Source organism: Brevibacterium sp. GP-SGM9, from assembly GCF_047300845.1.
In the GTDB taxonomy this organism is placed as follows: Bacteria; Actinomycetota; Actinomycetes; order Actinomycetales; family Brevibacteriaceae; genus Brevibacterium.
In genome coordinates, this window is sequence record NZ_CP178563.1 from 810,412 (window position 1) to 831,917 (window position 21,506).

At 62.9% G+C, this 21,506-nt stretch carries 27 protein-coding genes; 12 read left to right on the forward strand and 15 right to left on the reverse strand.

The window, feature by feature from the left end:
* The first annotated feature begins 84 nt into the window (after positions 1 to 84).
* Entirely contained in the window at positions 85 to 984 is a 900-nt protein-coding gene (locus ACH82I_RS03680) for a carbohydrate kinase family protein (protein ID WP_230743680.1), read from the forward strand.
* Positions 985 to 1,086: 102 nt separating this feature from the next.
* On the opposite strand, the gene ACH82I_RS03685 is transcribed toward ACH82I_RS03680, so the two are convergent.
* The 3 genes from ACH82I_RS03685 to ACH82I_RS03695 all read right to left on the reverse strand — a co-directional run bounded on the left by ACH82I_RS03685 (position 1,087) and on the right by ACH82I_RS03695 (position 2,523).
* Positions 1,087 to 1,554 (reverse strand): SRPBCC domain-containing protein, encoded by a 468-nt coding sequence (locus ACH82I_RS03685; protein ID WP_230743679.1) that lies wholly within the window; start codon positions 1,552 to 1,554, stop codon positions 1,087 to 1,089.
* Positions 1,547 to 1,864 (reverse strand): VOC family protein, encoded by a 318-nt coding sequence (locus ACH82I_RS03690; protein ID WP_413335565.1) that lies wholly within the window; start codon positions 1,862 to 1,864, stop codon positions 1,547 to 1,549. The genes ACH82I_RS03685 and ACH82I_RS03690 overlap by 8 nt, the downstream gene beginning before the upstream one ends.
* 167 nt (positions 1,865 to 2,031) lie before the next feature.
* A complete protein-coding gene (locus tag ACH82I_RS03695; protein ID WP_413335567.1) occupies positions 2,032 to 2,523 on the reverse strand; it encodes a winged helix-turn-helix transcriptional regulator in 492 nt (163 codons plus the stop codon).
* 83 nt (positions 2,524 to 2,606) lie between these two features.
* Between ACH82I_RS03695 and ACH82I_RS03700 the strand changes: the two genes are divergently transcribed.
* On the forward strand, positions 2,607 to 3,245 hold the full coding sequence (locus tag ACH82I_RS03700; RefSeq protein ID WP_413335569.1) for a dihydrofolate reductase family protein: 639 nt from the start codon (positions 2,607 to 2,609) through the stop codon (positions 3,243 to 3,245).
* A 116-nt stretch (positions 3,246 to 3,361) separates the two neighbouring features.
* Here the strand turns inward: ACH82I_RS03700 and ACH82I_RS03705 are convergent, their stop codons facing one another.
* Entirely contained in the window at positions 3,362 to 4,048 is a 687-nt protein-coding gene (locus tag ACH82I_RS03705) for an SDR family oxidoreductase (protein ID WP_413335571.1), read from the reverse strand.
* Between the two features lie 75 nt (positions 4,049 to 4,123).
* Positions 4,124 to 4,804 carry a hypothetical protein gene (locus ACH82I_RS03710; protein ID WP_413335572.1) on the reverse strand — a complete coding sequence of 227 codons (681 nt, stop codon included), beginning with the start codon at positions 4,802 to 4,804 and terminating at the stop codon, positions 4,124 to 4,126.
* An 87-nt stretch (positions 4,805 to 4,891) separates the two neighbouring features.
* On the opposite strand from ACH82I_RS03710, the gene ACH82I_RS03715 reads away from it, so the two are divergent.
* The 4 genes from ACH82I_RS03715 to ACH82I_RS03730 all read left to right on the forward strand — a co-directional run bounded on the left by ACH82I_RS03715 (position 4,892) and on the right by ACH82I_RS03730 (position 7,156).
* A complete protein-coding gene (locus ACH82I_RS03715; protein ID WP_413335574.1) occupies positions 4,892 to 5,482 on the forward strand; it encodes a hypothetical protein in 591 nt (196 codons plus the stop codon).
* A 33-nt stretch (positions 5,483 to 5,515) separates the two neighbouring features.
* Entirely contained in the window at positions 5,516 to 6,148 is a 633-nt protein-coding gene (locus tag ACH82I_RS03720) for a 1-acyl-sn-glycerol-3-phosphate acyltransferase (protein WP_230743672.1), read from the forward strand.
* Between the two features lie 3 nt (positions 6,149 to 6,151).
* The gene (gene arfB / locus ACH82I_RS03725; protein WP_230743671.1) at positions 6,152 to 6,595 is read left to right on the forward strand and encodes an alternative ribosome rescue aminoacyl-tRNA hydrolase ArfB; all 444 of its coding nucleotides are present in this window, start codon (positions 6,152 to 6,154) and stop codon (positions 6,593 to 6,595) included.
* A 63-nt stretch (positions 6,596 to 6,658) separates the two neighbouring features.
* Positions 6,659 to 7,156 carry a mycothiol transferase gene (locus tag ACH82I_RS03730; RefSeq protein ID WP_230743670.1) on the forward strand — a complete coding sequence of 166 codons (498 nt, stop codon included), beginning with the start codon at positions 6,659 to 6,661 and terminating at the stop codon, positions 7,154 to 7,156.
* 42 nt (positions 7,157 to 7,198) lie between these two features.
* Here the strand turns inward: ACH82I_RS03730 and ACH82I_RS03735 are convergent, their stop codons facing one another.
* A complete protein-coding gene (locus tag ACH82I_RS03735; RefSeq protein ID WP_230743669.1) occupies positions 7,199 to 8,146 on the reverse strand; it encodes a LysR family transcriptional regulator in 948 nt (315 codons plus the stop codon).
* A gap of 123 nt (positions 8,147 to 8,269) precedes the next feature.
* Between ACH82I_RS03735 and ACH82I_RS03740 the strand changes: the two genes are divergently transcribed.
* A complete protein-coding gene (locus ACH82I_RS03740; protein ID WP_413335577.1) occupies positions 8,270 to 9,262 on the forward strand; it encodes a putative oxygenase MesX in 993 nt (330 codons plus the stop codon).
* A 17-nt stretch (positions 9,263 to 9,279) separates the two neighbouring features.
* A complete protein-coding gene (locus ACH82I_RS03745; RefSeq protein WP_230743667.1) occupies positions 9,280 to 10,320 on the forward strand; it encodes a methionine synthase in 1,041 nt (346 codons plus the stop codon).
* 45 nt (positions 10,321 to 10,365) lie between these two features.
* Here the strand turns inward: ACH82I_RS03745 and ACH82I_RS03750 are convergent, their stop codons facing one another.
* Positions 10,366 to 11,070: a TetR/AcrR family transcriptional regulator gene (locus ACH82I_RS03750; protein ID WP_230743666.1), complete on the reverse strand. Its 705-nt coding sequence runs from the start codon at positions 11,068 to 11,070 to the stop codon at positions 10,366 to 10,368.
* A gap of 58 nt (positions 11,071 to 11,128) precedes the next feature.
* Here ACH82I_RS03750 and ACH82I_RS03755 point away from each other — a divergent pair, with 58 nt between their 5' ends.
* Positions 11,129 to 11,983: an NAD(P)H-binding protein gene (locus ACH82I_RS03755; protein WP_230743665.1), complete on the forward strand. Its 855-nt coding sequence runs from the start codon at positions 11,129 to 11,131 to the stop codon at positions 11,981 to 11,983.
* Positions 11,984 to 12,202: 219 nt separating this feature from the next.
* Here the strand turns inward: ACH82I_RS03755 and ACH82I_RS03760 are convergent, their stop codons facing one another.
* The 7 genes from ACH82I_RS03760 to ychF form a co-directional block, all read right to left on the reverse strand.
* A complete protein-coding gene (locus tag ACH82I_RS03760) occupies positions 12,203 to 12,556 on the reverse strand; it encodes a DUF1801 domain-containing protein (protein ID WP_230743664.1) in 354 nt (117 codons plus the stop codon).
* A 298-nt stretch (positions 12,557 to 12,854) separates the two neighbouring features.
* Entirely contained in the window at positions 12,855 to 13,448 is a 594-nt protein-coding gene (locus tag ACH82I_RS03765; protein ID WP_413335581.1) for a hypothetical protein, read from the reverse strand.
* A 413-nt stretch (positions 13,449 to 13,861) separates the two neighbouring features.
* Positions 13,862 to 14,914, reverse strand: coding sequence for a DUF4238 domain-containing protein (locus tag ACH82I_RS03770; protein WP_230743662.1), 1,053 nt, complete (start codon positions 14,912 to 14,914; stop codon positions 13,862 to 13,864).
* A 351-nt stretch (positions 14,915 to 15,265) separates the two neighbouring features.
* Positions 15,266 to 16,114 (reverse strand): alpha/beta hydrolase, encoded by an 849-nt coding sequence (locus ACH82I_RS03775; protein ID WP_350309924.1) that lies wholly within the window; start codon positions 16,112 to 16,114, stop codon positions 15,266 to 15,268.
* A gap of 7 nt (positions 16,115 to 16,121) precedes the next feature.
* Positions 16,122 to 16,436: a HigA family addiction module antitoxin gene (locus ACH82I_RS03780; RefSeq protein ID WP_230743661.1), complete on the reverse strand. Its 315-nt coding sequence runs from the start codon at positions 16,434 to 16,436 to the stop codon at positions 16,122 to 16,124.
* Positions 16,411 to 16,692: a type II toxin-antitoxin system RelE/ParE family toxin gene (locus ACH82I_RS03785; protein ID WP_230743660.1), complete on the reverse strand. Its 282-nt coding sequence runs from the start codon at positions 16,690 to 16,692 to the stop codon at positions 16,411 to 16,413. Before ACH82I_RS03785 ends, ACH82I_RS03780 begins: the two co-directional genes overlap by 26 nt.
* 40 nt (positions 16,693 to 16,732) lie before the next feature.
* On the reverse strand, positions 16,733 to 17,818 hold the full coding sequence (gene ychF, locus ACH82I_RS03790; RefSeq protein ID WP_230743659.1) for a redox-regulated ATPase YchF: 1,086 nt from the start codon (positions 17,816 to 17,818) through the stop codon (positions 16,733 to 16,735).
* A gap of 73 nt (positions 17,819 to 17,891) precedes the next feature.
* On the opposite strand from ychF, the gene ACH82I_RS03795 reads away from it, so the two are divergent.
* From ACH82I_RS03795 to ACH82I_RS03805, 3 genes are all read left to right on the forward strand, one after another.
* Complete coding sequence (locus ACH82I_RS03795) at positions 17,892 to 19,076, forward strand: DNA recombination protein RmuC (protein WP_230743658.1); 1,185 nt, start codon at positions 17,892 to 17,894, stop codon at positions 19,074 to 19,076.
* Between the two features lie 129 nt (positions 19,077 to 19,205).
* The gene (gene xseA, locus ACH82I_RS03800) at positions 19,206 to 20,495 is read left to right on the forward strand and encodes an exodeoxyribonuclease VII large subunit (protein WP_230743657.1); all 1,290 of its coding nucleotides are present in this window, start codon (positions 19,206 to 19,208) and stop codon (positions 20,493 to 20,495) included.
* 51 nt (positions 20,496 to 20,546) lie between these two features.
* Positions 20,547 to 20,786, forward strand: a complete 240-nt coding sequence (locus ACH82I_RS03805) for an exodeoxyribonuclease VII small subunit (RefSeq protein ID WP_230743656.1) — start codon at positions 20,547 to 20,549, stop codon at positions 20,784 to 20,786.
* 49 nt (positions 20,787 to 20,835) lie between these two features.
* Here ACH82I_RS03805 and ACH82I_RS03810 read toward each other — a convergent pair whose 3' ends face one another.
* Entirely contained in the window at positions 20,836 to 21,486 is a 651-nt protein-coding gene (locus ACH82I_RS03810) for a DUF4245 family protein (protein WP_230743655.1), read from the reverse strand.
* Between the last annotated feature and the right edge of the window lie 20 nt (positions 21,487 to 21,506).

A 21,506-nucleotide genomic window follows, 5' to 3' on the forward strand; every position in this document is an offset into this window, starting at 1 on the left:
ACGGCAAACCGCCTCTGTGACCGACACTAGTACTATTGATGCAGATCACACCGGGTGAGGCAGGGAGCACATAGAATCGGGAGAATGAGCATTCTTGTCATCGGTGAGGCCCTCATCGACATCGTGACCACTCCCGGCGCACCCGATCGATACGCCCCTGGCGGTGCCCCGGCGAATGTGGCTCTCGGGCTCGGCCGCCTCGGCGAGGAGGTGGAGCTGCTCACCGACGTTGGCGATGACTTCCACGGCGGTTTCCTGCTCGCCCACCTGCGGGCCTCGAACGTTCAGGTGCATGCGACGCCGAAAGGTGCGACCTCGACAGCCCGGGCCACCCTGGCCGATGACGGATCCGCCGACTATGACTTCCGGCTGCGCTGGAGTCCGGATGGCAGTCTCGTAGCCGATCGGTCGTTCTCGGCGCTGCACATCGGGTCGATCGCTGCCTTCCTGGCCCCGGGATCAGCGGTCGTGGACACGCTGCTGGACACCGCCTCGGCGCCGAATTCCTCCTCGGGAACCACCCCGTTGACGACATTCGATCCGAACATCCGGCCGAGCATCATCGGATCGCACGCGGAGTCACGGGCGCGGTTCGAAGCACTCGCGGCCCGCGTCGATGTGGTCAAACTCAGCGATGTCGACGCCGATTGGCTCTATCCGGGCGAGTCGGCCGAGACTCAGCTCGATCGGATCCTCGGCCTCGGAGCCGGACTCGTCGCCATGACCCGAGGGGGCGACAGTGCGCTGCTGTCCACGGCTTCAGCGCGCAGCCGCATCGCCGCTGAGACCGCGGAGGTCACGGATACGATCGGGGCCGGAGATTCCTTCATGGTCTCCCTCGTCCACGATCTGCATCGACTGCCGACACCGATCGCCGACCTCCACGCAGACCAGCTGACCGAAATCGGAGGGAACGCGGCGCATCTGGCGGCCGTCACGGTCGCCCGCACGGGCGCGGATCTGCCGTGGAGCAGCGAGTTGTGATCTTTGGTCGGCGCGACTGAGCGGCCACGTTCTCCGGTCGTACGGACGGCCGGAACCGAGCATCGAGTGCCGAGTGCAGTCGGCATCAGGGGGTGCCGCGTCTCAGTGTTGCCCGCCGGCGTCGAGGAAATCGCCGAGCTGGCGCAGCGCAATCGTATGACCGTTGCGGTGCCCGTCGACCATGCCCTCCCCGACGAAGGACACGAGTTGGTCCGTGATCTCGACGTGCGTTCCCGCGGGTGTCGCGGTGAAGGTCCATGTCACGATCGCGGTCGAGAGTATCTGGTCGCCTGATCGGAGCGTTTCGGTGCTGACGGCATAGGCCTCGGGTTCGATGCGCGGGTAGTCTCCGCTGGCGTGGAACTCCAGGACTCCCGGGGTGCCGCAGCGGAAGGCCGTCGATCCGCCGGCGCGGAAGTCATCGTGGTCGTAGACCATTGCCTCACCGTCGGGGACTCCCCATGTCGCTCGGGCTGCGGTATCGGCGAACGCGGCCCACACCTCGGCGACGGGGTGGGCGATTTCGGCCCCGATCCGCACGGTCTCTGACAGCGGTGGGCTCTCACTCACCGGAGAACACGATCCGGTTGCCGTCGGAGTCGTCGACCGGCAGGATCCGCTGTCCTCCGCCGGGCTGCGGCCCATCATGGTCGATCCCCGAGGCGCTCAGCCGTTCGGCAAGTGAGTCGAGATCGGATGCGGCGAGAACCACCGTCGAACTCCCTGCACGATCGGCATCGACCCAGACCTGAATGCCGAATTCGGCGGCGAATCGCCATTCGCTCAGACCCGGCATCGGACTGGTGTCGGGCCCGCGGTCGAACAGGGTCGAGTACCACTCGATCGCGCCGGCTTCGTCGCTGACGCTGATATTGGCCATAAGTCCAGTGAACATCATCGTTCCTCTCCTGGTGCCTTCATCAATCCTGGCGCCTTCGGCAAAGTGATTGCGAGTTGCAATCACTATTCAATCGAAGCACAGACTACCGAGCCTTAGCAAGGGCTCGAGTCACACGAATCTCGGTTCTTTGACGTCGACAGCGAGGGTCAGGACCCGCCCAGCTCGGCCTCGAAGGCCGCCTGGAGCCGCTCGGAGGCACGTGGCCCCTCCGGGTCGGGCAGGCTCACGCCGAGGTGAGTCTCCCGCAGCTCGTCCATCAGGGCGCTGACGAGTTCGGGATGCTCCGCGAGGATGCGCGCCCGCACTGTCAGTTCCGGTGAGGTCCTGCGGTGATTCATTCCCCAGGTGCCGAGGGCGACCATGACCGGCACTGTCTGGATTCCGGCCTCGGTGAGAGAGTAGCGCGCACGCTGCCCCCTGGCCGCATCTTCTCGTGTCAGCAAGCCGTCGTCAGTGAGTCGGCGGAGCCGGGAGGCGAGCATGTTCGACGCGATCGACTCGTCATTGAGGCTGAACAGCTCGCGGAAATACCGACGATCTCCGAAGACGATATCGCGGAGGACGATGAGCGACCAGGAGTCGCCGAGGACCTCGACGGCCGCGTTGATGGCGCATCCCGATCGCGGTTCGCTTCGCACCGATTCCTCCAAGTGATTGCAATTTACAAGTACTTCATCTTACGCTAGGGACAATTCTCATCCACCATCACATCGGAGTGATCATGGCCAGAACGTGTGTCAGCAGTCTATTCGTCTCGCTCGACGGCTTCGCCGCCGGAGATCATGTCACCTTCGACAAGCCGATCGGGGATGCACAGTCGCTCTTCGGCTGGTTCGACGGGCGGGGCATCGACGGCGTCGATAAGGTGGATGCTCCGGTGACAGTCGATCGGGCGCTGTTCGCCCTGTGGGGCCAGGGCATCGGGGCCGAGATCATGGGCCGACGCAAATTCGGCCCGCAGTCGGGCCCCTGGCCGGATGACGGCTGGCGCGGCTGGTGGGGCAAGGAACCGCCATTCAAGACCCCCTGCTTCGTGCTCACTCATCATCCTCATGAGCCGGTGGAATTCGACAACGGCACGAGCTTCCACTTCATCGACACCTCTCCTGAGGACGCGCTAGCACAGGCTCAGGCTGCCGCGAACGGGCTGGGAGTGCGCATCGGCGGCGGACCTTCGACGGTCAAGCAGTTCCTGCAGGCCGGCCTCATCGATTTCATGCACCTCATGATCGTCCCGATCACCCTGGGACAGGGAGTATCGCTGTGGGAGGGTATCGCCGGGCTCGAGGAGGACTTCACCATCGAATCGCTCAGCACGGCAAGCGGTCTCACGCACCAGCTGTGGAACCGGAAGGGCTGACCGCGGTCGTGCACCGGATCGGCTGAATGCGCAGATCGGGCGGACACCACTCGGTGTCCGCCCGATCTTCCGGCGCTGAGGCCGGAGTCGGTATCGCTGCCGGTATCGGCAACCGGTTACCTGACCGCCTCGGCGATGGGGGTGTTCCCGTCGTAGAAGTTCACGGTCTCCCGCACGCCCGCACCGGTGTCGACGACATAAGTGATGACATCGGCGACGAGATCGCGGGAGGTGGTGTTGGTGCCTTCGGCCGGTGCCTGGCCGTCGACATCTCCGCGGGCATCGGCGAGGGTGAGGGTGCCCGGAGAAGGCTCGAGCGTGAGTCCACCGGGTCCGAGAATCGTGTAGTCCAGCGAGCTGGCCCGCAGGTATTCGTCGGCACCGTGCTTGGCTTCGACGTAGGGGTAGAACGAGTTCTCCGGATCGACGCGGTCGAGGTCGATGCCCGCCGTCGCATAGGAGACGATGACGTACCTGTTGACGCCGGCCTGGGCCGCGGCATCGATGGAGCGGGTGGCGGCCTCGAAATCGACTGCCTTGGTCCGCTCTGGGTTTCCGCCTCCTGCACCGGCGGAGAAGACCACGGCCTTGGCTCCTGTGAAGAGGTCGGCGAGCGCCTGGGTGTCGGCGGATTCGATGTCGAGGACGACGGGGTTGGCGCCGGCGGCTTCGACATCGTTCGACTGCTCGGGCTTGCGGATGACCGCGTCCACGGCATATCCGGCGTTCTTGAGCTTGGGAGCGGCCAGCAGGGCGATCTTGCCGTGCCCTCCGAGAATGACTACGCGATCGGCATCAGACATGTGATTCTCCTTCGTTGACGACAGCTCTTGCTTCTCACCACAGCCGAGACGAGCTCGACTTTATTCCCCGAAGTCTCAGCGACCGAGCAGACGGGAGAGGAAACCGGGCTTCCTTCCCCCGCTGGTTCGCGCCGCATCGCCATCGACTCCGGTCTCGAACTCCGGCTCGGGGGCGACCGCGGCAGCGCCGAAGCCCTCACCCGTGAGCGCGAACAGATCGAACGACTCTGGCAGACCGGCGATCACGGTCAGCTTCTCGATGAGGAGGTCCCCGTCGAGTTCCGTCTCGCCCTCCGCCACCGCCTCGGCGTCAGCCACCACCTCGGGGTTCGCTCGTCCGTCGGCAGCCTGCTCGGCATCACCGTCGTCGGCGGGAACTCGGACCAACTCCTCACCCGGTACCGGGCGACCTTCGTCGATACTCGTCTCCCCGTCTTCCTCCCGGAGATGACGAACGGTCTTCCCATCGGCGAAGACGCAGAAGTCGACGAAGCCCACACTCGAGACCGAGGCGGCGAAATGGACCCTCCCGGGCACTGCGAGCGATTCCGCATCGACCGCCTCGGCGAGGGCCTCTCCCCCATCGATGATGATCGTGCTCGATTCCGCACGAACAACGCACGCCCGCTCGTCCGCGGGCGTCAGCAGCACCTCCTCGGCCCGGATCTGCCGGTCCAGCGGCTTCAAGCCGAGGGCCATCAGGTGGTCGTCGCGAAGTCGAGAGTCCGCAATGAGGATATTGGCGTTGAGTCCCATGCGACCGACCCTACCGAGACGTGGCCACGAGATGAGGGAATTCGGCGTCTGCACAGAAGACTCCCGCCGCTGACTAAACTCGAGTTCATGTCGAGAGATCTCACCCCCGCTGCAGTCATCCACCGGCTCGACCACGGTGGCAGCATCACCATTCCGGCATCGAAGAGATACGGCACCCTCGTCCTCGCCCTCGTCACAGGGCTGTTCCTACTCGGGATCTTCTTCCTCATGGTCAGGGGTGGGATCGAAGAGGGCACAAGTTGGGCCCTCTACGTGTTCAATCTCCGAGTCTGGGCCTTTGTGGTGGGCATCCTCGGCTGCCTGGTGCTCGCCCCCATCGCCGTGGCCATCGGGAGGGTTCGCTCACCTGCCCTGGTGCTCACCCGGGACGGAATCGTCGAAACCCGACGTGGGATCGCCCTGCCGCAGACGTTTCTGCCTTGGCGGGAGATCGAAGGTTTCGTCTACTCGAAGCCCGACTCTCCGAGGTCCTGGGCACTGCCCCGAACCCTGAGATACGTCCTCACGCCCGAGGGGGCTCTCCGCTGCGGGCTGAAGGACCCGAACAGGCGCGAGCTCTACCTCAGATACAGATTCGCCCTCAACCACCGCCGTCTCTTCTCTCTCCTCGTGGCGGCTCATGCCCGCTATTCGGGACGCCTCCACGATTTCCGATAGGTTCGCCGACCTCCGTGCTCTACCGTAGTGAGCATGCTTCGTCGCCTCGCCGCCCGCGCCTTCTGGACCTTCAGCCGATGGAAGCTCGTCACCGAGCCCGCCCCCAAGCGGCCCACGATCCTCATCGGCGCACCGCACACCTCGAACTGGGACTTTCCCATCATGCTCTCCATCGCCTGGACCCTGGGCGTCGAGGTCCATTGGCTGGGCAAGAAGAGTCTGTTCACCGGGTGGCGGGGTCCGATCATGCGCGGCCTCGGTGGGATTCCTGTGGATCGAACTGATCCCAGCAAGATCGTCGCCGAGGTGGTCGACCGTGTCCATGCCGGTGAGGTCTTCGGCCTCGTCGTCACCCCCGACGGCACGCGCGGCGGGCACACTCACTGGAAGTCCGGTTTCCACCGGATCGCGATGGCCACCGGCATGCCGGTCACCCTCGGGTTCGTCGATTCGGCGACGGGTACGACCGGCTTGGGGCCGACCATTGAGATGAGCGGAGACATCGGCGGGGACATGGACCGGATTCGCGCCTTCTATGCCGACAAGGTAGGCATCAGGCCCGATCAGCAGGTTGTCCCGAGGCTGCGCGAGGAGGATCCGGACAAGCGTGACGGCCAGAGCCGCACGGGTGACGGCAGCGACGCCGAAGGGACCGAGGCGGACTGAGTCGTGGCCGAAGATCTGCGCATCACCTCCGGCCCGGGTGCTCCCCAGGGGTTGGTGATCCCGGCCGCCGAACTCGTCGAGCAGTTCTCTCGCTCTTCGGGCCCGGGCGGTCAACACGTGAACACCTCTGACACGCGGGTCCAGCTCAGCCTCGACCTCGGGTCCTGCGGGGCCTTCGATGAGGTCCAGCGGGCACGGCTGCTGTCCGCTCTGGCCTCGCGATTGGCCGGGACGGTGCTCACCGTCACCGTCGAAGATCAACGGTCCCAGCTGCAGAACCGTCAGGCGGCGCGGCAGCGACTGGCCGAACTGATTCGTGAGGCACTGGCTCCGCCCGTCCTTAGGCGTGCCACCAAACCGTCCCGGAATTCACGACGCAGACGGGCGCGCAGCGAGCAGCGGCGATCGGAGATCAAACGCAATCGACGCCGCCCCGGCACCGACTGAGATCTTCTGCCCGATTGAGACCGTTCGGATGACAGGTGGGCCTGTGCGGAGCACAATGGCCCTATGAACAGCATCGAGATTCTCACCGACCTTGCCCAGCGCCCAGTGGATGCGGCCAGAGCTCTGCCCGAGCTCACCTCGGAGCAGCTCAACGCCCATTCCGACGGGCATCCCAATTCCGTTGCCTGGCTGCTGTGGCACAGCGGGCGCGAAGCCGATGTGCAGCTGGCCGACCTCACCGGCGGCACCGAGGTGTGGGAGGACTTCCGGGACCGGTTCGATCTCGGCGAGATCGGCGATTCCGTCGGCTACGGGCACACCCGAGAACAGGCGACACAGGTCGTCGTCGACGATCAGGGACTGCTGGGCGACTACCTCCACGCCACGCTCTCCGCTCTGGGCCGGTATGTCGGCGGGCTCAGCGAATCCGACCTCGATGAGGTCATCGACGAGAACTGGACTCCCGCAGTCACTCGCGGAGTTCGTCTCATCTCGATCATCGACGACGCGATCCAGCACGTCGGTCAGGCGGCCTATGCGGCGGGAGCAGTGACGAACTGACGACCTCGACGGAACTGGGAACCGCCTCGGCGCTGTCAGCGGTTATGGCTGGTCGAGCAGCGCGATGCCGAATCCGGCGACGACGGCCCGGACTTCGTCGAGGTAGCGCCGCGCCTGGTCGGTCAGGGGGATCCCCGAATGATCGATCCAGCCGATCTCGATGCGTTCGTCGACCTCGAGCGGAATCGCGACGATCGCCGGATCGAGGTCGTCGCTGATGATGCCCGTCGAGATGGTGTAACCGTCGAGTCCGATCATCAGGTTGAAGATGGTCGCACGGTCAGAGACCCTAATCTCCTGTCTGCTCGACAGCGTGGAGAGGATCTCCTCGGCGAAGGAGAACGAGTTGTTCGCGCCCTGATCGAAGGTGAGTCGCGGCAGTTCGGCGAGGTCGTCGAGAGTCACGCGATCCCGCGCGGCAAGCGGGTTCGTCCGAGAGATGAAGATATGCGGAGCGGCACGGAAGAGCGGGTGGAACACCAGCCCGGAATCCCGCAGCAGCTTGTCGATGACCTTCCTGTTGAAGTCGTTTCGGTAGAGGATGCCGAGCTCGCTGCGGAGTGTGCGGACGTCTTCGATGATGTCCCATGTGCGCGTCTCTCGGAGTGAGAATTCGTATTCGGCCGCATCGCTGGCCTTGACCATCCGGACGAAGGCATCGACGACGAAGGAGTAGTGCTGCGCCGACACCCCGAGCAGACGCCGTGACGGCGGGCGACCGAGGTAGTGCTGCTCGAGGAGTTCCACCTGCTCGACGACCTGTCGGGCATAGCCGAGGAACTCCACACCGTCGTCGGTCAGCGTCACCCCGCGGGCGGAGCGGACGAGCAGAGCGCGATCCACGCGGGTCTCAAGGTCCTTCATCGCGGCAGACATGGTCGGCTGGGAGACATAGAGGAGATCGGCAGCGGCGGTGATCGACCCTTCCGAGGCGACCTCGATGAAGTACTGGAGTTGCAGCAGCGTGATGTTCTTCAGACCTCGGGACATAGACCAAGACTATAGGAATCCATAGTTCACCCGAGTTACCCGATGACCGCTCGGGACGTGCAGGATGGATCACAGCTTTGCAAGCGGCTACAAACGGCCGATCAACCAGCGAAACGGACGTTCATGACACCTGAATTCACGTTCAGCATCACCACGACTCGATTCGACGAGGACTACTCGCCGGCGGAGAGCTCGCGGGCGACTACGAACTTCGCCAACCTCGCCAGGGGCGAGAACCGTCAGCAGAACCTCCGCATCGCCCTGAGCACCATCAATCGCCGCTTCAATGAGCTCGCATCGTGGGACAACCCCGATCGGGATCGCTATGCTCTCGATCTCGACATCGTCTCCGGAGGGCTGCATTTCACCTCGGATAGTCGCAAGCAGGAGTTCCCGCTTCTCGAGGTCCTTGATATTCAGATCAACGACCGACTGACCGGTCAGCGCCATCCTGGGATCGTCGGGAACAATTTCTCGTCCTATGTCCGCGATTTCGACTTCAGCGTGCGACTGCCGGCGGCCAATGAGGCCGCGGCCGAGTTCACTGTCCCCGATGACTTCGGTGATCTGCATGGCAAACTCTTCCAGCACTTCCTCGACTCCCCCGCCTACCGGGAACGCTTCCAGGTGGCACCCGTGATCTGCATCAGCGTGTCGACAAGCAAGACGTACCAGCAGACCGACGCTCGCCACCCGATCCTCGGAGTCGAGTACCGGCAGGACGACTACTCTCTGACCGATGACTACTTCGCGAAGATGGGGATGCAGGTGCGATACTTCATGCCGCCCGGCAGCGTCGCACCACTCGCCTTCTATCACCGCGGCGACCTCCTCAGCGATTACTCCGACCTGCAGCTCATCGGCACGATCAGCACGATGGAGACCTTCCAGAAGATCTATCGCCCCGAGATCTACAACGCGAACGCGGCCGCCGGAGAGATCTACCGACCCACCTTGGACCGGCAGGACTTCTCGGAGACACCAGTCACCTACGACCGCGTCGAACGCAGCCAGCTCGGAATCCAACAGGGGAAGTTCACCGAGGAGCACTTCGTCAACCCGCACCGTGAAATGCTCGAGCAGTGGGCATCCGACCAACCCGTTCCAGTCGCATGAGCGCAGGAGAAGAATCGATGACGCAGCCGCTGTTGCCCACCTCGATCGTCGGCAGTCTGCCGAAGCCGTCCTGGCTCGCGCAGCCGGAGGCCCTGTGGTCGCCCTGGAATCTCCAGGGTGAGGCCTTGGTCGAGGGCAGGCGCGATGCCCTGCGCATCTCGACTCATGAGCAGACCAACCGCGGCATCGACATCGTCAGCGACGGAGAGCAGACCCGTCAGCATTTCGTCACGACCTTCATCGAGCATCTCAGCGGAGTTGATTTCGAGAAGCGCGAGACGGTGCGCATCCGCGACCGCTATGACGCCAGCGTGCCCACGGTGGTCAGCGCCGTGAGCCGCGAGAAGCCGGTGTTCGTCGACGATGCGAAGTTCCTCCGTCAGCAGACCGATCAGCCGATCAAGTGGGCTCTGCCCGGACCGATGACGATGATCGACACCCTCTATGACGACCACTACAAGAGCCGCGAGAAACTCGCCTGGGAATTCGCCACACTCCTCAATCAGGAGGCGAAGGATCTGGAAGCGGCTGGGGTGGACATCATCCAGTTCGACGAGCCCGCGTTCAATGTCTTCTTCGAGGATATGAAGGACTGGGGTGTCGCCGCGCTCGAGCGGGCAGCAGAAGGTCTGCGTGCCGAGACCGCCGTGCACATCTGCTACGGATACGGGATCAAGGCCAACAACGACTGGAAGGCGTCCCTCGGGTCCGAGTGGCGCCAGTACGAGGAGTCATTCCCTCTTCTGCAGCGTTCGAGCATCGACATCGTCTCACTCGAATGCCAGAACTCCCATGTCCCGATGGACCTCATCGAGCTGATCCGCGGCAAGAAGGTCATGCTCGGCGCCATCGACGTGGCGAACGAGACCATCGAGACACCGGAGGAGGTCGCGGCCACTCTGCGGAAGGCGCTGAAATTCGTCGACGCGGATAAGCTCATTCCGAGCACGAACTGCGGCATGGCCCCGTTCGCACGTGATGTCGCGCTGTCGAAGATGAGCGCTCTGAGTGCGGGGACGAAGCTGCTTCGGGAGGAGCTGGCTGCGGTGAAGGGCTGAGGGCCGACAGGCACCGCATCGACACAGCAGCATTGTCGCCTCATGTCACGAGGCGGAGGCACATGACGATGCGCAGATCCCCTTGAGCACGAATGCGGTCCGTCGATCGTAGTCGGCGCGAGGCGGCCGGCCGCCGTGCTTGAGAGCCAGGGCGTTGTCTCGGGCGAGTGCCTGAAAGTCTGCCGGCGTGATGTCGGCAGTCAGGACACCTGCAGCCAGGCCTTCAGCGACCAGGCTGTCATGGAACGCCGTTCCGGCATGACACAGGGCGAGCAGCGGCTCGGAGTCGCGATACTCCTGCAACAGGACATCGTTGACCGCTGGAAGTCGATACTGCAGGTCACGGAGTGCCACGATGTACCTACAGATCCGCTCTCGGATATCAACAACGGATCGCGCATCCTCGATGACATTGCGCAGCTCCACCGCGACGACCTCGTCGATGACGGCATCGATCAGCCCGAGCCTCCCGCCGAGCCGATTGAAGATCGTCGCCTTGCTCACCTCGGCGGCCGCGGCGACATCCTCGAGCGGCGCAGAGAACCCCTGCTCACGAAACACCTGAACCGCAGCAGAGCGGATTCGATCGACGTTTCGTCGGGCATCCGAACGGAGGGTCGGCGCACCACTGGAGTCGGACACGATGAAGCTTCCTTCCGCATGGACAATTAACTTGATCCTAGCAGTCAAGTTAGTGCAAGATGGGGCCATCATGAAATTGACTCGGTGAGTCAACTTCAGATTCGCCACCTGACCGACGTGAGCTCAGAGCACCCGTCGAGTCACCGCCCACACGAAAGGCACGCGGATGATCATCGTCACCGGAGCAACAGGCACCCTCAACGGGGCAACGGTCGACCACCTCCTGAAACGAATACCTCCGCACCACATCGGCGTCAGCGTCCGCGACCCCACGAGTGCGACGCACCTGGCGGATCGAGGAGTCCGCGTACGGCAGGGCAGCTACGACGATCCCGCGGCTCTGCGTCATTCGTACGCTGACGCCGAACAGGTGCTCCTTGTCTCCTCCAGCGACCTCACTGCCGACGTCGTCGCACAGCACCACAGGGCGATTGATGCCGCCGTCGACGCAGGGGCTCAGCGGATCTTGTACACGAGCACCCACGGGGCGGCGTTCGACTCTCCCTACCCGCCGCTCGCGATCCACGCCGCCACCGAACAGCACCTATCAGAATCCGGAGTCGACTGGACCTCGCTGCGCAACGGCTTCTACGGAGATCCCGCTCAGCTGCTCGGCGCTTGGCAGGAGACCGGCGTGATTGCCATGCCCGCCGACGGCCCCTTCTCCTGGGTCGATCGCCGCGATGCCGCAGAGGCCGCCGCGGTGATCCTCACGGCCGATGATCCCTTCGACGGCCCGATCGATCTGACGCTGCCTGAGCCGGTCACCCTCGCAGACTTCGCTGCTTCCGCCTCAGATATCGCCGGTCGCCGCATCGATCGCGTCGTCATCGACGACGAGGCCTGGGTGGCCGAAGCGACATCCAGCGGTGTGCCCGAGGCGGTCGCGCGCTTCACCGTGTCGATGTTCCAGGCGACGCGGAGCGGGTATTTCTCGGCCTCGAATCCCACGCTCACGCGCCTCCTGGGGCGCAGACCCCGCAGCATCACCGATCAGCTGAAGGATTCCTACATCCAGTGACGCACTGGCCACCTGCTTCACGTTGAAGCGGATCTCCACCACGTTCCGGCACCGGCCATCAAGGCGCACCTCCTGCCTTGCGGCATGCTCACAATGGCAAGGCCGAACACGCCGGCGGCAGGAGCGAAGCTCCGTCGACGAAGATGTGGCGCCGCAACGCTCCGGTGAGGTTATCCAGCTGCTGCGCGCCTCAAGGCCGGTCGAGCAGACTCGCCCAGCTCAGGACATCGCCGACCGGACGATCTCCCCGATGCGTTCTTCCGTGGCATCGTCGATGCTCTCGAAGTACCATGCAGCGGGCATCAGTGTCCCATCGGAACCGCCTGCGGGGCGCAGCGTAACCTTCTCGGTGAGCGCAAGATTGACCCGTTCGTCGTTGCGCAGCGTCACCAGTGCGGGTGTGCTCGCGGACTGCGCATAGGCGGGCATGCCGTACCAGATTCGCGGTTTGAGCGCAGGCGCAGCGTCTACGATGACCTCATGCACTCTCCGCATCAGTGACTGCTCCGGTTCGTCCATCTTCGCAATCTTGTCGATCACCTGAGCGAGGTTCTTCTCATCCTTCGATGTCATTACATGTCCTCTCGTCATCCGATGCTCCGCATCGGTGGTTGAAGTCGGCGCAGATATGCGCCGCACCCCATCCGGACATGTCCCGAGCGAGTCGGGTCTCTCCGCAATGATTCAGGCGATCGGTGCCTGGAAGTGCAGTCGGGAGCATTCGCTCCCACGGCCAGGGTACTACACGCTCATCCGCCAGTGCGAGAGGAAGCCGGGCAGAAGACCCGTCGTTCACAGATTGCGGTCACACGTTGAAGCGGAACTCCACCGCATGCCCACATGTAGGGCGACTTTCATCTGCTCGATTACGTCAGACATCAACTTCACCAGACATTACGTCAACAGTGGGGCGTGACCGGAGAGTTTCAACGAAAGGCGACTCCTCTTCGGCGACCCAATCCTCGACCGCAAGTCTTGTGATGTTGACCGGCACATCGAGCCGACTACTCGCATCTTTGGCGATCCTAGTCAGCATCTTCCGCGAGGTGTCGCCTACTACGAGGACGTCTATGTCATTCGGGAATGCCCCGCTTTCTCCCGTTCGTCGCGATGCCCAGGATCCATAGATGAGTAATCGCTCAACTCCACCAACGTCTTCGAAGAGATCGCGAAGCACCGGGATCGGTCCATACGTAGCCGCAACCAGATCTCGCATTAGTCCGAACAGAGGGTGCTCGGAGTTGGCGCTCACCAGGCGGTTACGCCCATCATGACGGTCACGGAGGACTTCGCTGTCAACGAGGCGACCGACCCCTCTGTGCACAACTGGACTGCTCGCGTCGGTCTGTCGGCCCAACTCGGCGAGCGAAATCTCGCGGTCAGGGTGCCCAAGCGTCTCAGCAAGGATCGCGCCGACAGCGTCGGAACGCACAAACGGCGTCAGCTGTGGAGGAAGACTCTTCACGAAACAGGAATATATCTTCCGGATATAGGAATGGCCAAGAGGGTGGTTCAAACTGTGCAGCAGAACGCCACCACATACCCACACGTAGGGCAGTACAACTAATGACGCTTCCGCGCCATCAACTTAGACGACTGAACGCAACTCCCGTCGCCCGTCGCCACGGGCTTCTACTAAGTCCTTGGCTTCGAGGAAGCGTTTCGTATCCCACGAACAGGGGTGTCCTTCCATGTCGATCGCGCGCTTAACGGGTACCGAATCAGGCTCGCTGCCGAGACCAGCGCCCGCGACGACCACGGCACCGCCCAGCGCCGGTCAGACGTTGAACCGGAACTCCACCACATGCCCACATGTCTGGCAGTCTGCTCGTGGGCGGTACGCCTGCCGTAGATATCAGCCCGCGTCGGTTCCGAATGTCACGTCTGACCATCGCGCCCATGGGGCGCGAACAGTGGCTCACCGTCGAAATCCATGTCGACGAGTCCTCCCATCGGTTTGATGTTGACCAGCTCAACGTCGGGCAGATTGTCAGGAACGTGCTGCTCGTCCTCAGGGTGGTGGAATACGTACTCTCTAGCCGACCACGCAGTCTGCAGGTTGAACATTTTCTCAATTGCCGTGATCCCGGATTGGATTCGGTCGATCCGTCCGGAAAGCACCATCTCTCGAACCTGCCGGACACGCAGATCGTCCGCTTCGGTGCCCTCCAACACCGCCATTGGATCACTCATTAGGAGCCCCACCTTGCGTGTGAGTGGGAAGGTGACGCCCCATGCTGTCGCGAAGCCGACTCCCTCCCGCGGTTCGCCGTCCGGTCGGGGCACCAGACTGACCGGAGCATCCGATGTAATAAGGGAGCGTTGTTCGAAGCGAACGAGCGTCCATGGGCGGGTGGCGAGGTATGGAGTCAGCTCGATCGCGGTCTCGACTGCGTTCTGGATGTGAACCAGGTTGGAGAATCCGATCGGCGGCCCACCAGACTGAGTGGCCTCGCCCCAAATCCGATCCTCTTGCTCCGACGTCGGGTCGAATCCGAGATTGTCACGGATCCAGGCACCGACGTTTTCGCGGCCACCGACCCCCACCTCCAGCCGGACCATGGTTGCACGGACATGCTCAGATGTCCTCCGAGTAGCCGGCCCACGCACGCTCTGCAACGCCGCGTAGTGGGAGAAGGCCCACCTATCCTCCTCGGAGGGAGGGAACTTGCCGTTGGCGAAGCCGTTGATGATGGCGAGTACCTTGCCCTCAACCTCGCTCAGCGCCTTCTCGAACACATCCGGCTCCTCGAACTCACCGACGGTATAAAAGTGGTTCTGCGCGGCTACGTTCTTCACGTTCGACGTAAAAGGCTGACGGGAACGGTCAAGGGGGATGACTCTGATGCGTTCCTGGCTCGTAGCGAAACCACGAAGGTACCCCTGTGGCACATAGTGATGTAGCTTCGCTGTGCTCTTCTTGCCGGTCATGCGTGCACCATCTCCGCAGTCGCACCTGAATAATCAGCCTCACCCACACAAGTGCATCTAAGTCGCGCATCTGCGCGCCTCTCCGATATCAACTGCAGACCCCTTCGTGCTGACGACAGTCTTCCCGACCGGACCGACAATCGGAACGCCTGTGAATGGGCGAGGCTGAAATCGGATTGGACCGTCTTGAACTATAGTTTGAACCGTCTTCTGGCCCAGGTCAGCACCCTGCGAGCTTCGCAACAGATGCTAGATCGGAACGCGAGGAACGACATGCACGAGTCGACCGAAACCTAAAAGCCGTAGTCGGCGACCCCTTTTTGAACTTTGAAACTAAGTCCAACCGCGTGCTCACTTACAAGGCAGTCTGCGCGTGCGATCACGACAAGCCGGTGAAGTACACCTAGAACCGATTAATATGGCAGGTAATGCCGCTCTAAAAAAATCGATGACTGGAGGCCAGACGGCCTCTGGATCGCTTATCGGCGCAGCGTGGCCCATTGCTGCCAGTTCCAGATAGCACCCACGCGGCAGAGCTTCGGCTACTTCTCGTGCTCGCGCGGCGAAGGTGTCGGTGTCTAACTCGAACCCCATCACTAGACAAGGAACCAGAACGCCAGACAAAGCAGAAAGACGATCCTGATAAGTCTCGATGAACGTCGCTGCCCGTAGCCGCAGATCGAGGTCGGGTCTGCTGGACCACCCGATTTGAGGTGACATTAGGCTTCGGATGAACTCATCGTCCGACAACTGCTCGGCGGGAAACGAAGTCAGGAATCGCAGCACTGCCCGGAGGCTGTCGGAGCCGTCTTGGGCGAGGTGGTCCCACGACTGCTGCAGCAGCTTGTCCATCTCGTTCTGTCGGCCGTACGTAGCGAGCAGGGCTGCGGCCTGTATCTGGTCACCGGTTTCGAGCGCGACTTCTTGGGTGATCGCAGCCCCTTGAGACCGCCCCACTAGCGACACCGACTCGCTCCGCCGACCAACGAATTCCGATACGCAGGCGACTACGCTTCTCCAGTCGAAAGCGCTCGGGCGATGCTCGAACGTAGTCACTTGATACCCCAGTGATACGAGTTCACCGCAAACCCCGGTAGCCCATACCGCTGGGTCAGCGAGAGGGTTGCTAAGGAAGATCACCTCGGGCCCACTTCCCCAACTGTGAGCGATCCCTAACTCGTCCTTGGTGTGTTCGACCATCCGTCGCTCACGCAGTCTGCAGTGGCGCAATCGCAGAGATCTGCTCCCCAGCTCGGTCTTCGGCGAGCTCCAGCTCGTAGTGAGTCTGCAGGTTCAGCCAGAACTGCGGGTCGATCCCGAAATAGCGACCCAAGCGCAGTGCAGTGTCAGCGGTGATCGCTCGCTTGCCGTGCACGATCTCGTTGATGCGCCGTGGCGGAACACCAATCGACACAGCGAGCTTGTTCTGGGTGATCCCAAATCCCTCAATGAAGTCCTCCATCAGGACTTCACCCGGGTGGATGGGATCCCACTTCTCAGTGGTAGTCGACGAGTTCGACATTGTCGGCACCTCCTTCTGTCCAGGTGAAGCAGATCCGCCACCGATCGTTCACACGAACACTGTGTTGACCCCCGCGGTCCCCCTTCAGCAGCTCCAGTCGATTGCCCGGAGGGACACGCAGAGACTCGAGAAATCGGGCCGCATGAATCTGCGTCAGCTTCCGGATGGCGACCTTCTGGACACGCGGATCGATCGATGGCACCTTCTCACGCCGCCAGAGACGGTCGGTCGCCTTGTCAGCGAAGGATCTGATCACGAGACCAGCATGACATCCTTAACGCACCGCGTCAATAACGCTATACGTTAAAGCGGAATTCCACGACGTCCCCGTCGACCATGACGTAGTCCTTGCCTTCCATGCGGACCTTGCCGGCGGACTTGGCGGCAGCCATCGATCCGTTGGCGTCGAGATCGGAGAAGGAGACGACCTCGGCCTTGATGAAGCCCTTCTGGAAGTCGGTGTGGATCACGCCAGCCGCCTCGGGTGCGGTGGCCCCCTTCGGGATCGTCCAGGCCCGTGATTCCTTCGGACCCGCAGTCAGATAGGTCTGCAGGCCGAGGGTGTCGAAGCCGACGCGAGCGAGCTGATCGAGTCCGGCCTCGTCCTGCCCCGTCGATTCGAGCATCTCCAGTGCTTCTTCCTCATCGAGTTCGGCCAGCTCGGACTCGAACTTCGCATCGAGGAAGATTGCCTCGACGGGTGCGACCAATGCCCGCATCTCCGCCTTCTTCTCCTCATCGGCGAGCACATCGTCGTCGACGTTGAAGACGTAGAGGAAGGGCTTGACCGTCATCAGCTGGAGTTCGCGCAGTTCGGTGACGTCGAAATTGTCGGCCTGCATGGCCTGGTAGAGGGTCTTGCCACCCTCGAGCACCTCGGTGGCGGCATCGATGGCGGTCAGCTGTTCGGCCGGAGCCCGCTTGCCTTTGACGTCCTTTTCGATGCGTGGGCGAGCCTTCTCGAGGGTCTGCAGGTCCGCGAGGATGAGCTCGGTGTTGATCGTGTCGATGTCATCGGCGGGGCTGATCTTGCCGTCGACGTGGACGACATCGTCATCGACGAATCCGCGGATGACCTGGCAGATCGCATCGGCTTCGCGGATGTTCGCGAGGAACTGGTTGCCCAGCCCCTCCCCCTCCGAGGCGCCTCGGACGATTCCGGCGATGTCGACGAAGTCGACGGTCGCGTTGAGGATCCGCTCGGAGCCGAAGATCTCGGCCAATCGGCCCAGCCTCGCATCGGGCAGGGGCACGACGCCCACATTGGGTTCGATCGTCGCGAACGGGTAGTTCGCCGCGAGAACTTGATTCTTTGTCAGTGCGTTAAACATGGTCGACTTGCCGACATTGGGCAGTCCCACGATTCCAATAGTCAGAGCCACGGTAGTCAAGTCTATCCCGGCGCCGAGGTGGGCGAAGAATTCTCGTGTCAGTGCCCTCTGTCACGCTGAGACCATGAATGCTTTCCCCGCTTCAGGTGTCATCGTCGCCTTCGTCCTGGCGATCGTCCTCAGTGCCCTTCTCGGCTTCCTGCTCGGTCGTGCGCTCACCCGCTCGCGCTACATCGAACGACTCACCCGTGCCGAGACCACGTCACGGATCCTCACGAACCGGACGGAGGACCTCGAGGCCGATGCCCAAATGGCCGGAGAGATCACCGCGGCGATCGGCCCCCTGGCCGCGAGTGTGAAGAATCTGCAGGAGAACCTGCACGCCCAGGACCGCTCACAGATCGAACAGATCACCCGGCTGAATTCGCAGATCGGACATCTCAGCCAACAGAATCTGCGCCTCCAGGAGTCCACCGGCTCCCTGGCCAATGCCCTCAACTCAACGACCCAACGAGGCGATTGGGGCGAGGTCCAGCTCAAACGCATCGTCGAATACGCAGGGCTCCTCCCCCACGTCGACTTCGACACCCAGGTCAGCACATCGAGAGACGGGCAGCGCCACCGTCCCGATATGGTCGTCAATCTTCCCGGCGGCGGCACGATCATCATCGACGCCAAGACGCCCATGTCGGCGCGCATGAACGGGGGCGAAAACGGCGAGGCGATGAATGAGGATCATGCCAGAGCCCTGCTGCGGCACGTCGATTCCCTGGCCTCGAAGGAATACTGGAAATCGTTCGAGACCTCCCCCGACTTCGTCGTCTGCTTCGTACCCACAGACGGCCTGCTGTCATCGGCGGCATCCACCTACCCGAAGATGATCGACCACGCCCTGGGCAAGAACGTCGTCCTCACCTCCCCTGCCACGCTGCTGGTGCTGCTCAAGACGGTGGCCCTCAACTGGCGCCAAGCCGATATGTCGACCTCCGCCGCCGAGGTGCTCAAACTCGGCACCGAACTGTACGAACGCATCGGAACTCTGGTCACCCACGTCTCCCGGATGGGCTCGAGCCTCGATCGGTCCGTTGAGGACTACAACCGATTCGTCTCCTCATTGGAGTCGAGGTTCCTCGTCACCGCGCGGAAGTTCCCCTCAACTGGCATTGTCGCCGACGAACTCGACGCCGTTGCCGAACTGGACTCACGCTCCCGGGGCATCAGCGCCGAGGAGCTCACCCGGCCGCGCTTCGGTGAGTTCGGGAAGCAGAGCCCGACCGATCTGAGGACGCGCGGCACCGGAACCGAGTGAGTTCCCTGGAACCCGGGGAACTCAATGCCGCAAGATCACCGCCTCAGCTCTGATGGCCTCACCGGCGTGCGTCGCGGCGTGCTCCGCGTCAGTGCCGTTCGCTAGGGTGGAGGTCGAAAGGGGCACACCATGGCGCAACGCATCTCCGGAACACCCGGCACACTCGGCGAATCGGTCGAGCCCAAGGAACTCGCGGCCACTGCAGGCGAGACCACCGCGGAGAACCCGTGGCCGCTGAGTCTGCTCTCGAACAAGATGAAGTCCTACATCGACCGCATGTCGAGCGTGTGGATCGAAGGGCAGGTCGTCGAACTCAACCATCGTGGAAAGGCCAGCTACCTCACCCTCCGCGATACCGACGTCGAGATGTCTCTGCCCGTCCAGATCTGGAAGAACGTGCTCGATCGCACGGGTGCACCGCTGGCTGAGGGCAGCCACGTCGTGGCCAACCTCAAAGCCGACTTCTGGACCAAGACCGGCCGCCTGACCATGCGCGCCAATGACATCCGCGCGGTCGGACTCGGCGAACTCCTCGCCCGCCTGGAGCGTCTGAAACGACAGCTCGCGGCGGAGGGACTCTTCGACCCTGCGAGAAAGATACGTCTGCCTTTCCTGCCCAACCGGATCGGGCTGATCACCGGCCGTGACTCCGATGCGCAGAAAGACGTCGTGCGCAACGTGCACCTGCGCTGGCCCGCCGCCGAGTTCGAGATCCGCAACTGTGCCGTGCAGGGACCAGACGCCGTACCGGGTGTGATGAAGAACCTCGCCGAACTCGACGCTGACGACGGCATCGATCTCATCGTCATCGCCCGCGGCGGCGGCAGTATGGAAGACCTGCTCCCCTTCTCGAACGAGGCTCTCGTCCGAGCGGTGTCGAATGCGCACACCCCCGTCGTCTCCGCCATCGGGCACGAGGCCGACCGGCCGATCCTCGATGAGGTCGCCGACATGCGAGCATCGACGCCGACAGATGCCGCGAAGCGAATCGTTCCCGATGTGGCCGAGGAGAACATGAACCTGCTGCGGGCCAGGGCGGAACTCGACGCGGCGGTCAATCGGATCATCGATCGTGAGCAGGAGATGCTCACCGCAGTGCGATCACGTCCCGTTCTCGCCGAACCCCAGACACTCATCAACGCCCACGCCGACGAACTGAAGATGATCCGGCGACGCAGCCTGCAGGCCACGAACGGCTTGGTTCTGCAGGGGCAGAACGAGATCAATCACCTGCGCTCCCAGGCACGATCTTTGTCACCACTGCGAACGCTCGAACGCGGTTACGCGGTGGTCCAGGCTGAGACCGGTCAAGCCATCAGGGACGCCGAGCAGGTGGCTGCCGGAGATTCCGTCCACGTGCGCGTGGCCAGAGGACGCTTCGACGCCGAAGTCACCGAAGTCGGCGACGAATCTTCCTGAATCACCGGACACCACGGCCCCAGACAGAGAACCCACACGAAGGACGAAACCATGACGGAACCGACAGCACAGCAGACCGAGACCGACGTCCAAACACTCAGCTACGAACAGGCACGAGAAGAACTCGTGACCATCGTCAAACGCCTCGAGGCAGGAAACCTGCCGCTCGAGGAGTCCCTGCGACTGTGGGAGCGAGGCGAATCCCTCGCCGACCGCTGCCAAGCCTGGCTCGACGGTGCCCGCGAACGCCTCGACAAGGCACGCGAAGACACCGCGGACGACAGCGAATAGCGGCACCCCGAGCTGTTCTGACCGGGCCGCCGCTTTTGCAGCCGCTCGGCTACTTCAGCTGCTCGGCGACCTGCTGGGCAAAGGAGTCGATGGTCTCGGGGGTCGCAATGGCAGTGATGACGACGTACATGTCGCCCTTGCCGGTGACCCAGTATTCCTTGGCTTCGTTCGTCCGGTAGATCTGAAACTCGGCACCATCGACGTCGACGGTTTCGGCGGCGACAGCCTCACCGGTGTGCCTCTCCGCCCACTGCTCCGTGGCTTCAGCCTGTTCGATGCTCACCCACTGGCGTTCGGTACCGACGAAAGACATGTACCACGAGGTGTATTCGGAGTCGTTGAGTCGCTCGAGACTCGCCTCGTTCGAGTTCCAGCCGCCGGGAATCTGCGGGACGATGAGATCGAAGTCCGCATTCTCCTGGGACTGCTCGGCGATCTCCTGATAGTCGACGACGCGTTCGGAGTCGACCTCGGGCTGCGGAGCGATGAGCAGGAGCACGACGACCACCGCCATGCAGGCGAGGATCGCGATGATCATATTGACCCAGTTCGAGTTCTTCCGCAGGAAGCGCATCTCTTCGCGGGAACCCGGGAGCATCACTCCGGATTCGTCAGCCATGGGGACTCCCTTGGGACCGGCGCCCGTGCTGGTCACGGTCGCCTGCGATCCCGCCTCGTCGGTATCGGTTCGGACATTCACAACGCCATTGTCCTCGGGTC

Excerpts from the sequence above, each read along its gene's own strand:
- ACH82I_RS03680 (WP_230743680.1), top strand. The coding sequence starts at position 85 with ATGAGCATTCTTGTCATCGGTGAGGCCCTCATCGACATCGTGACCACT.
- ACH82I_RS03690 (WP_413335565.1), bottom strand. The coding sequence starts at position 1,864 with ATGGCCAATATCAGCGTCAGCGACGAAGCCGGCGCGATCGAGTGGTAC.
- ACH82I_RS03700 (WP_413335569.1), top strand. The coding sequence starts at position 2,607 with ATGGCCAGAACGTGTGTCAGCAGTCTATTCGTCTCGCTCGACGGCTTC.
- ACH82I_RS03705 (WP_413335571.1), bottom strand. The coding sequence starts at position 4,048 with ATGTCTGATGCCGATCGCGTAGTCATTCTCGGAGGGCACGGCAAGATC.
- ACH82I_RS03710 (WP_413335572.1), bottom strand. The coding sequence starts at position 4,804 with ATGGGACTCAACGCCAATATCCTCATTGCGGACTCTCGACTTCGCGAC.
- ACH82I_RS03715 (WP_413335574.1), top strand. The coding sequence starts at position 4,892 with ATGTCGAGAGATCTCACCCCCGCTGCAGTCATCCACCGGCTCGACCAC.
- ACH82I_RS03720 (WP_230743672.1), top strand. The coding sequence starts at position 5,516 with ATGCTTCGTCGCCTCGCCGCCCGCGCCTTCTGGACCTTCAGCCGATGG.
- ACH82I_RS03730 (WP_230743670.1), top strand. The coding sequence starts at position 6,659 with ATGAACAGCATCGAGATTCTCACCGACCTTGCCCAGCGCCCAGTGGAT.
- ACH82I_RS03735 (WP_230743669.1), bottom strand. The coding sequence starts at position 8,146 with ATGTCCCGAGGTCTGAAGAACATCACGCTGCTGCAACTCCAGTACTTC.
- ACH82I_RS03740 (WP_413335577.1), top strand. The coding sequence starts at position 8,270 with ATGACACCTGAATTCACGTTCAGCATCACCACGACTCGATTCGACGAG.
- ACH82I_RS03745 (WP_230743667.1), top strand. The coding sequence starts at position 9,280 with ATGACGCAGCCGCTGTTGCCCACCTCGATCGTCGGCAGTCTGCCGAAG.
- ACH82I_RS03755 (WP_230743665.1), top strand. The coding sequence starts at position 11,129 with ATGATCATCGTCACCGGAGCAACAGGCACCCTCAACGGGGCAACGGTC.
- ACH82I_RS03760 (WP_230743664.1), bottom strand. The coding sequence starts at position 12,556 with ATGACATCGAAGGATGAGAAGAACCTCGCTCAGGTGATCGACAAGATT.
- ACH82I_RS03770 (WP_230743662.1), bottom strand. The coding sequence starts at position 14,914 with ATGACCGGCAAGAAGAGCACAGCGAAGCTACATCACTATGTGCCACAG.
- ACH82I_RS03775 (WP_350309924.1), bottom strand. The coding sequence starts at position 16,114 with ATGGTCGAACACACCAAGGACGAGTTAGGGATCGCTCACAGTTGGGGA.
- ACH82I_RS03780 (WP_230743661.1), bottom strand. The coding sequence starts at position 16,436 with ATGTCGAACTCGTCGACTACCACTGAGAAGTGGGATCCCATCCACCCG.
- ACH82I_RS03795 (WP_230743658.1), top strand. The coding sequence starts at position 17,892 with ATGAATGCTTTCCCCGCTTCAGGTGTCATCGTCGCCTTCGTCCTGGCG.
- xseA (WP_230743657.1), top strand. The coding sequence starts at position 19,206 with ATGGCGCAACGCATCTCCGGAACACCCGGCACACTCGGCGAATCGGTC.
- ACH82I_RS03805 (WP_230743656.1), top strand. The coding sequence starts at position 20,547 with ATGACGGAACCGACAGCACAGCAGACCGAGACCGACGTCCAAACACTC.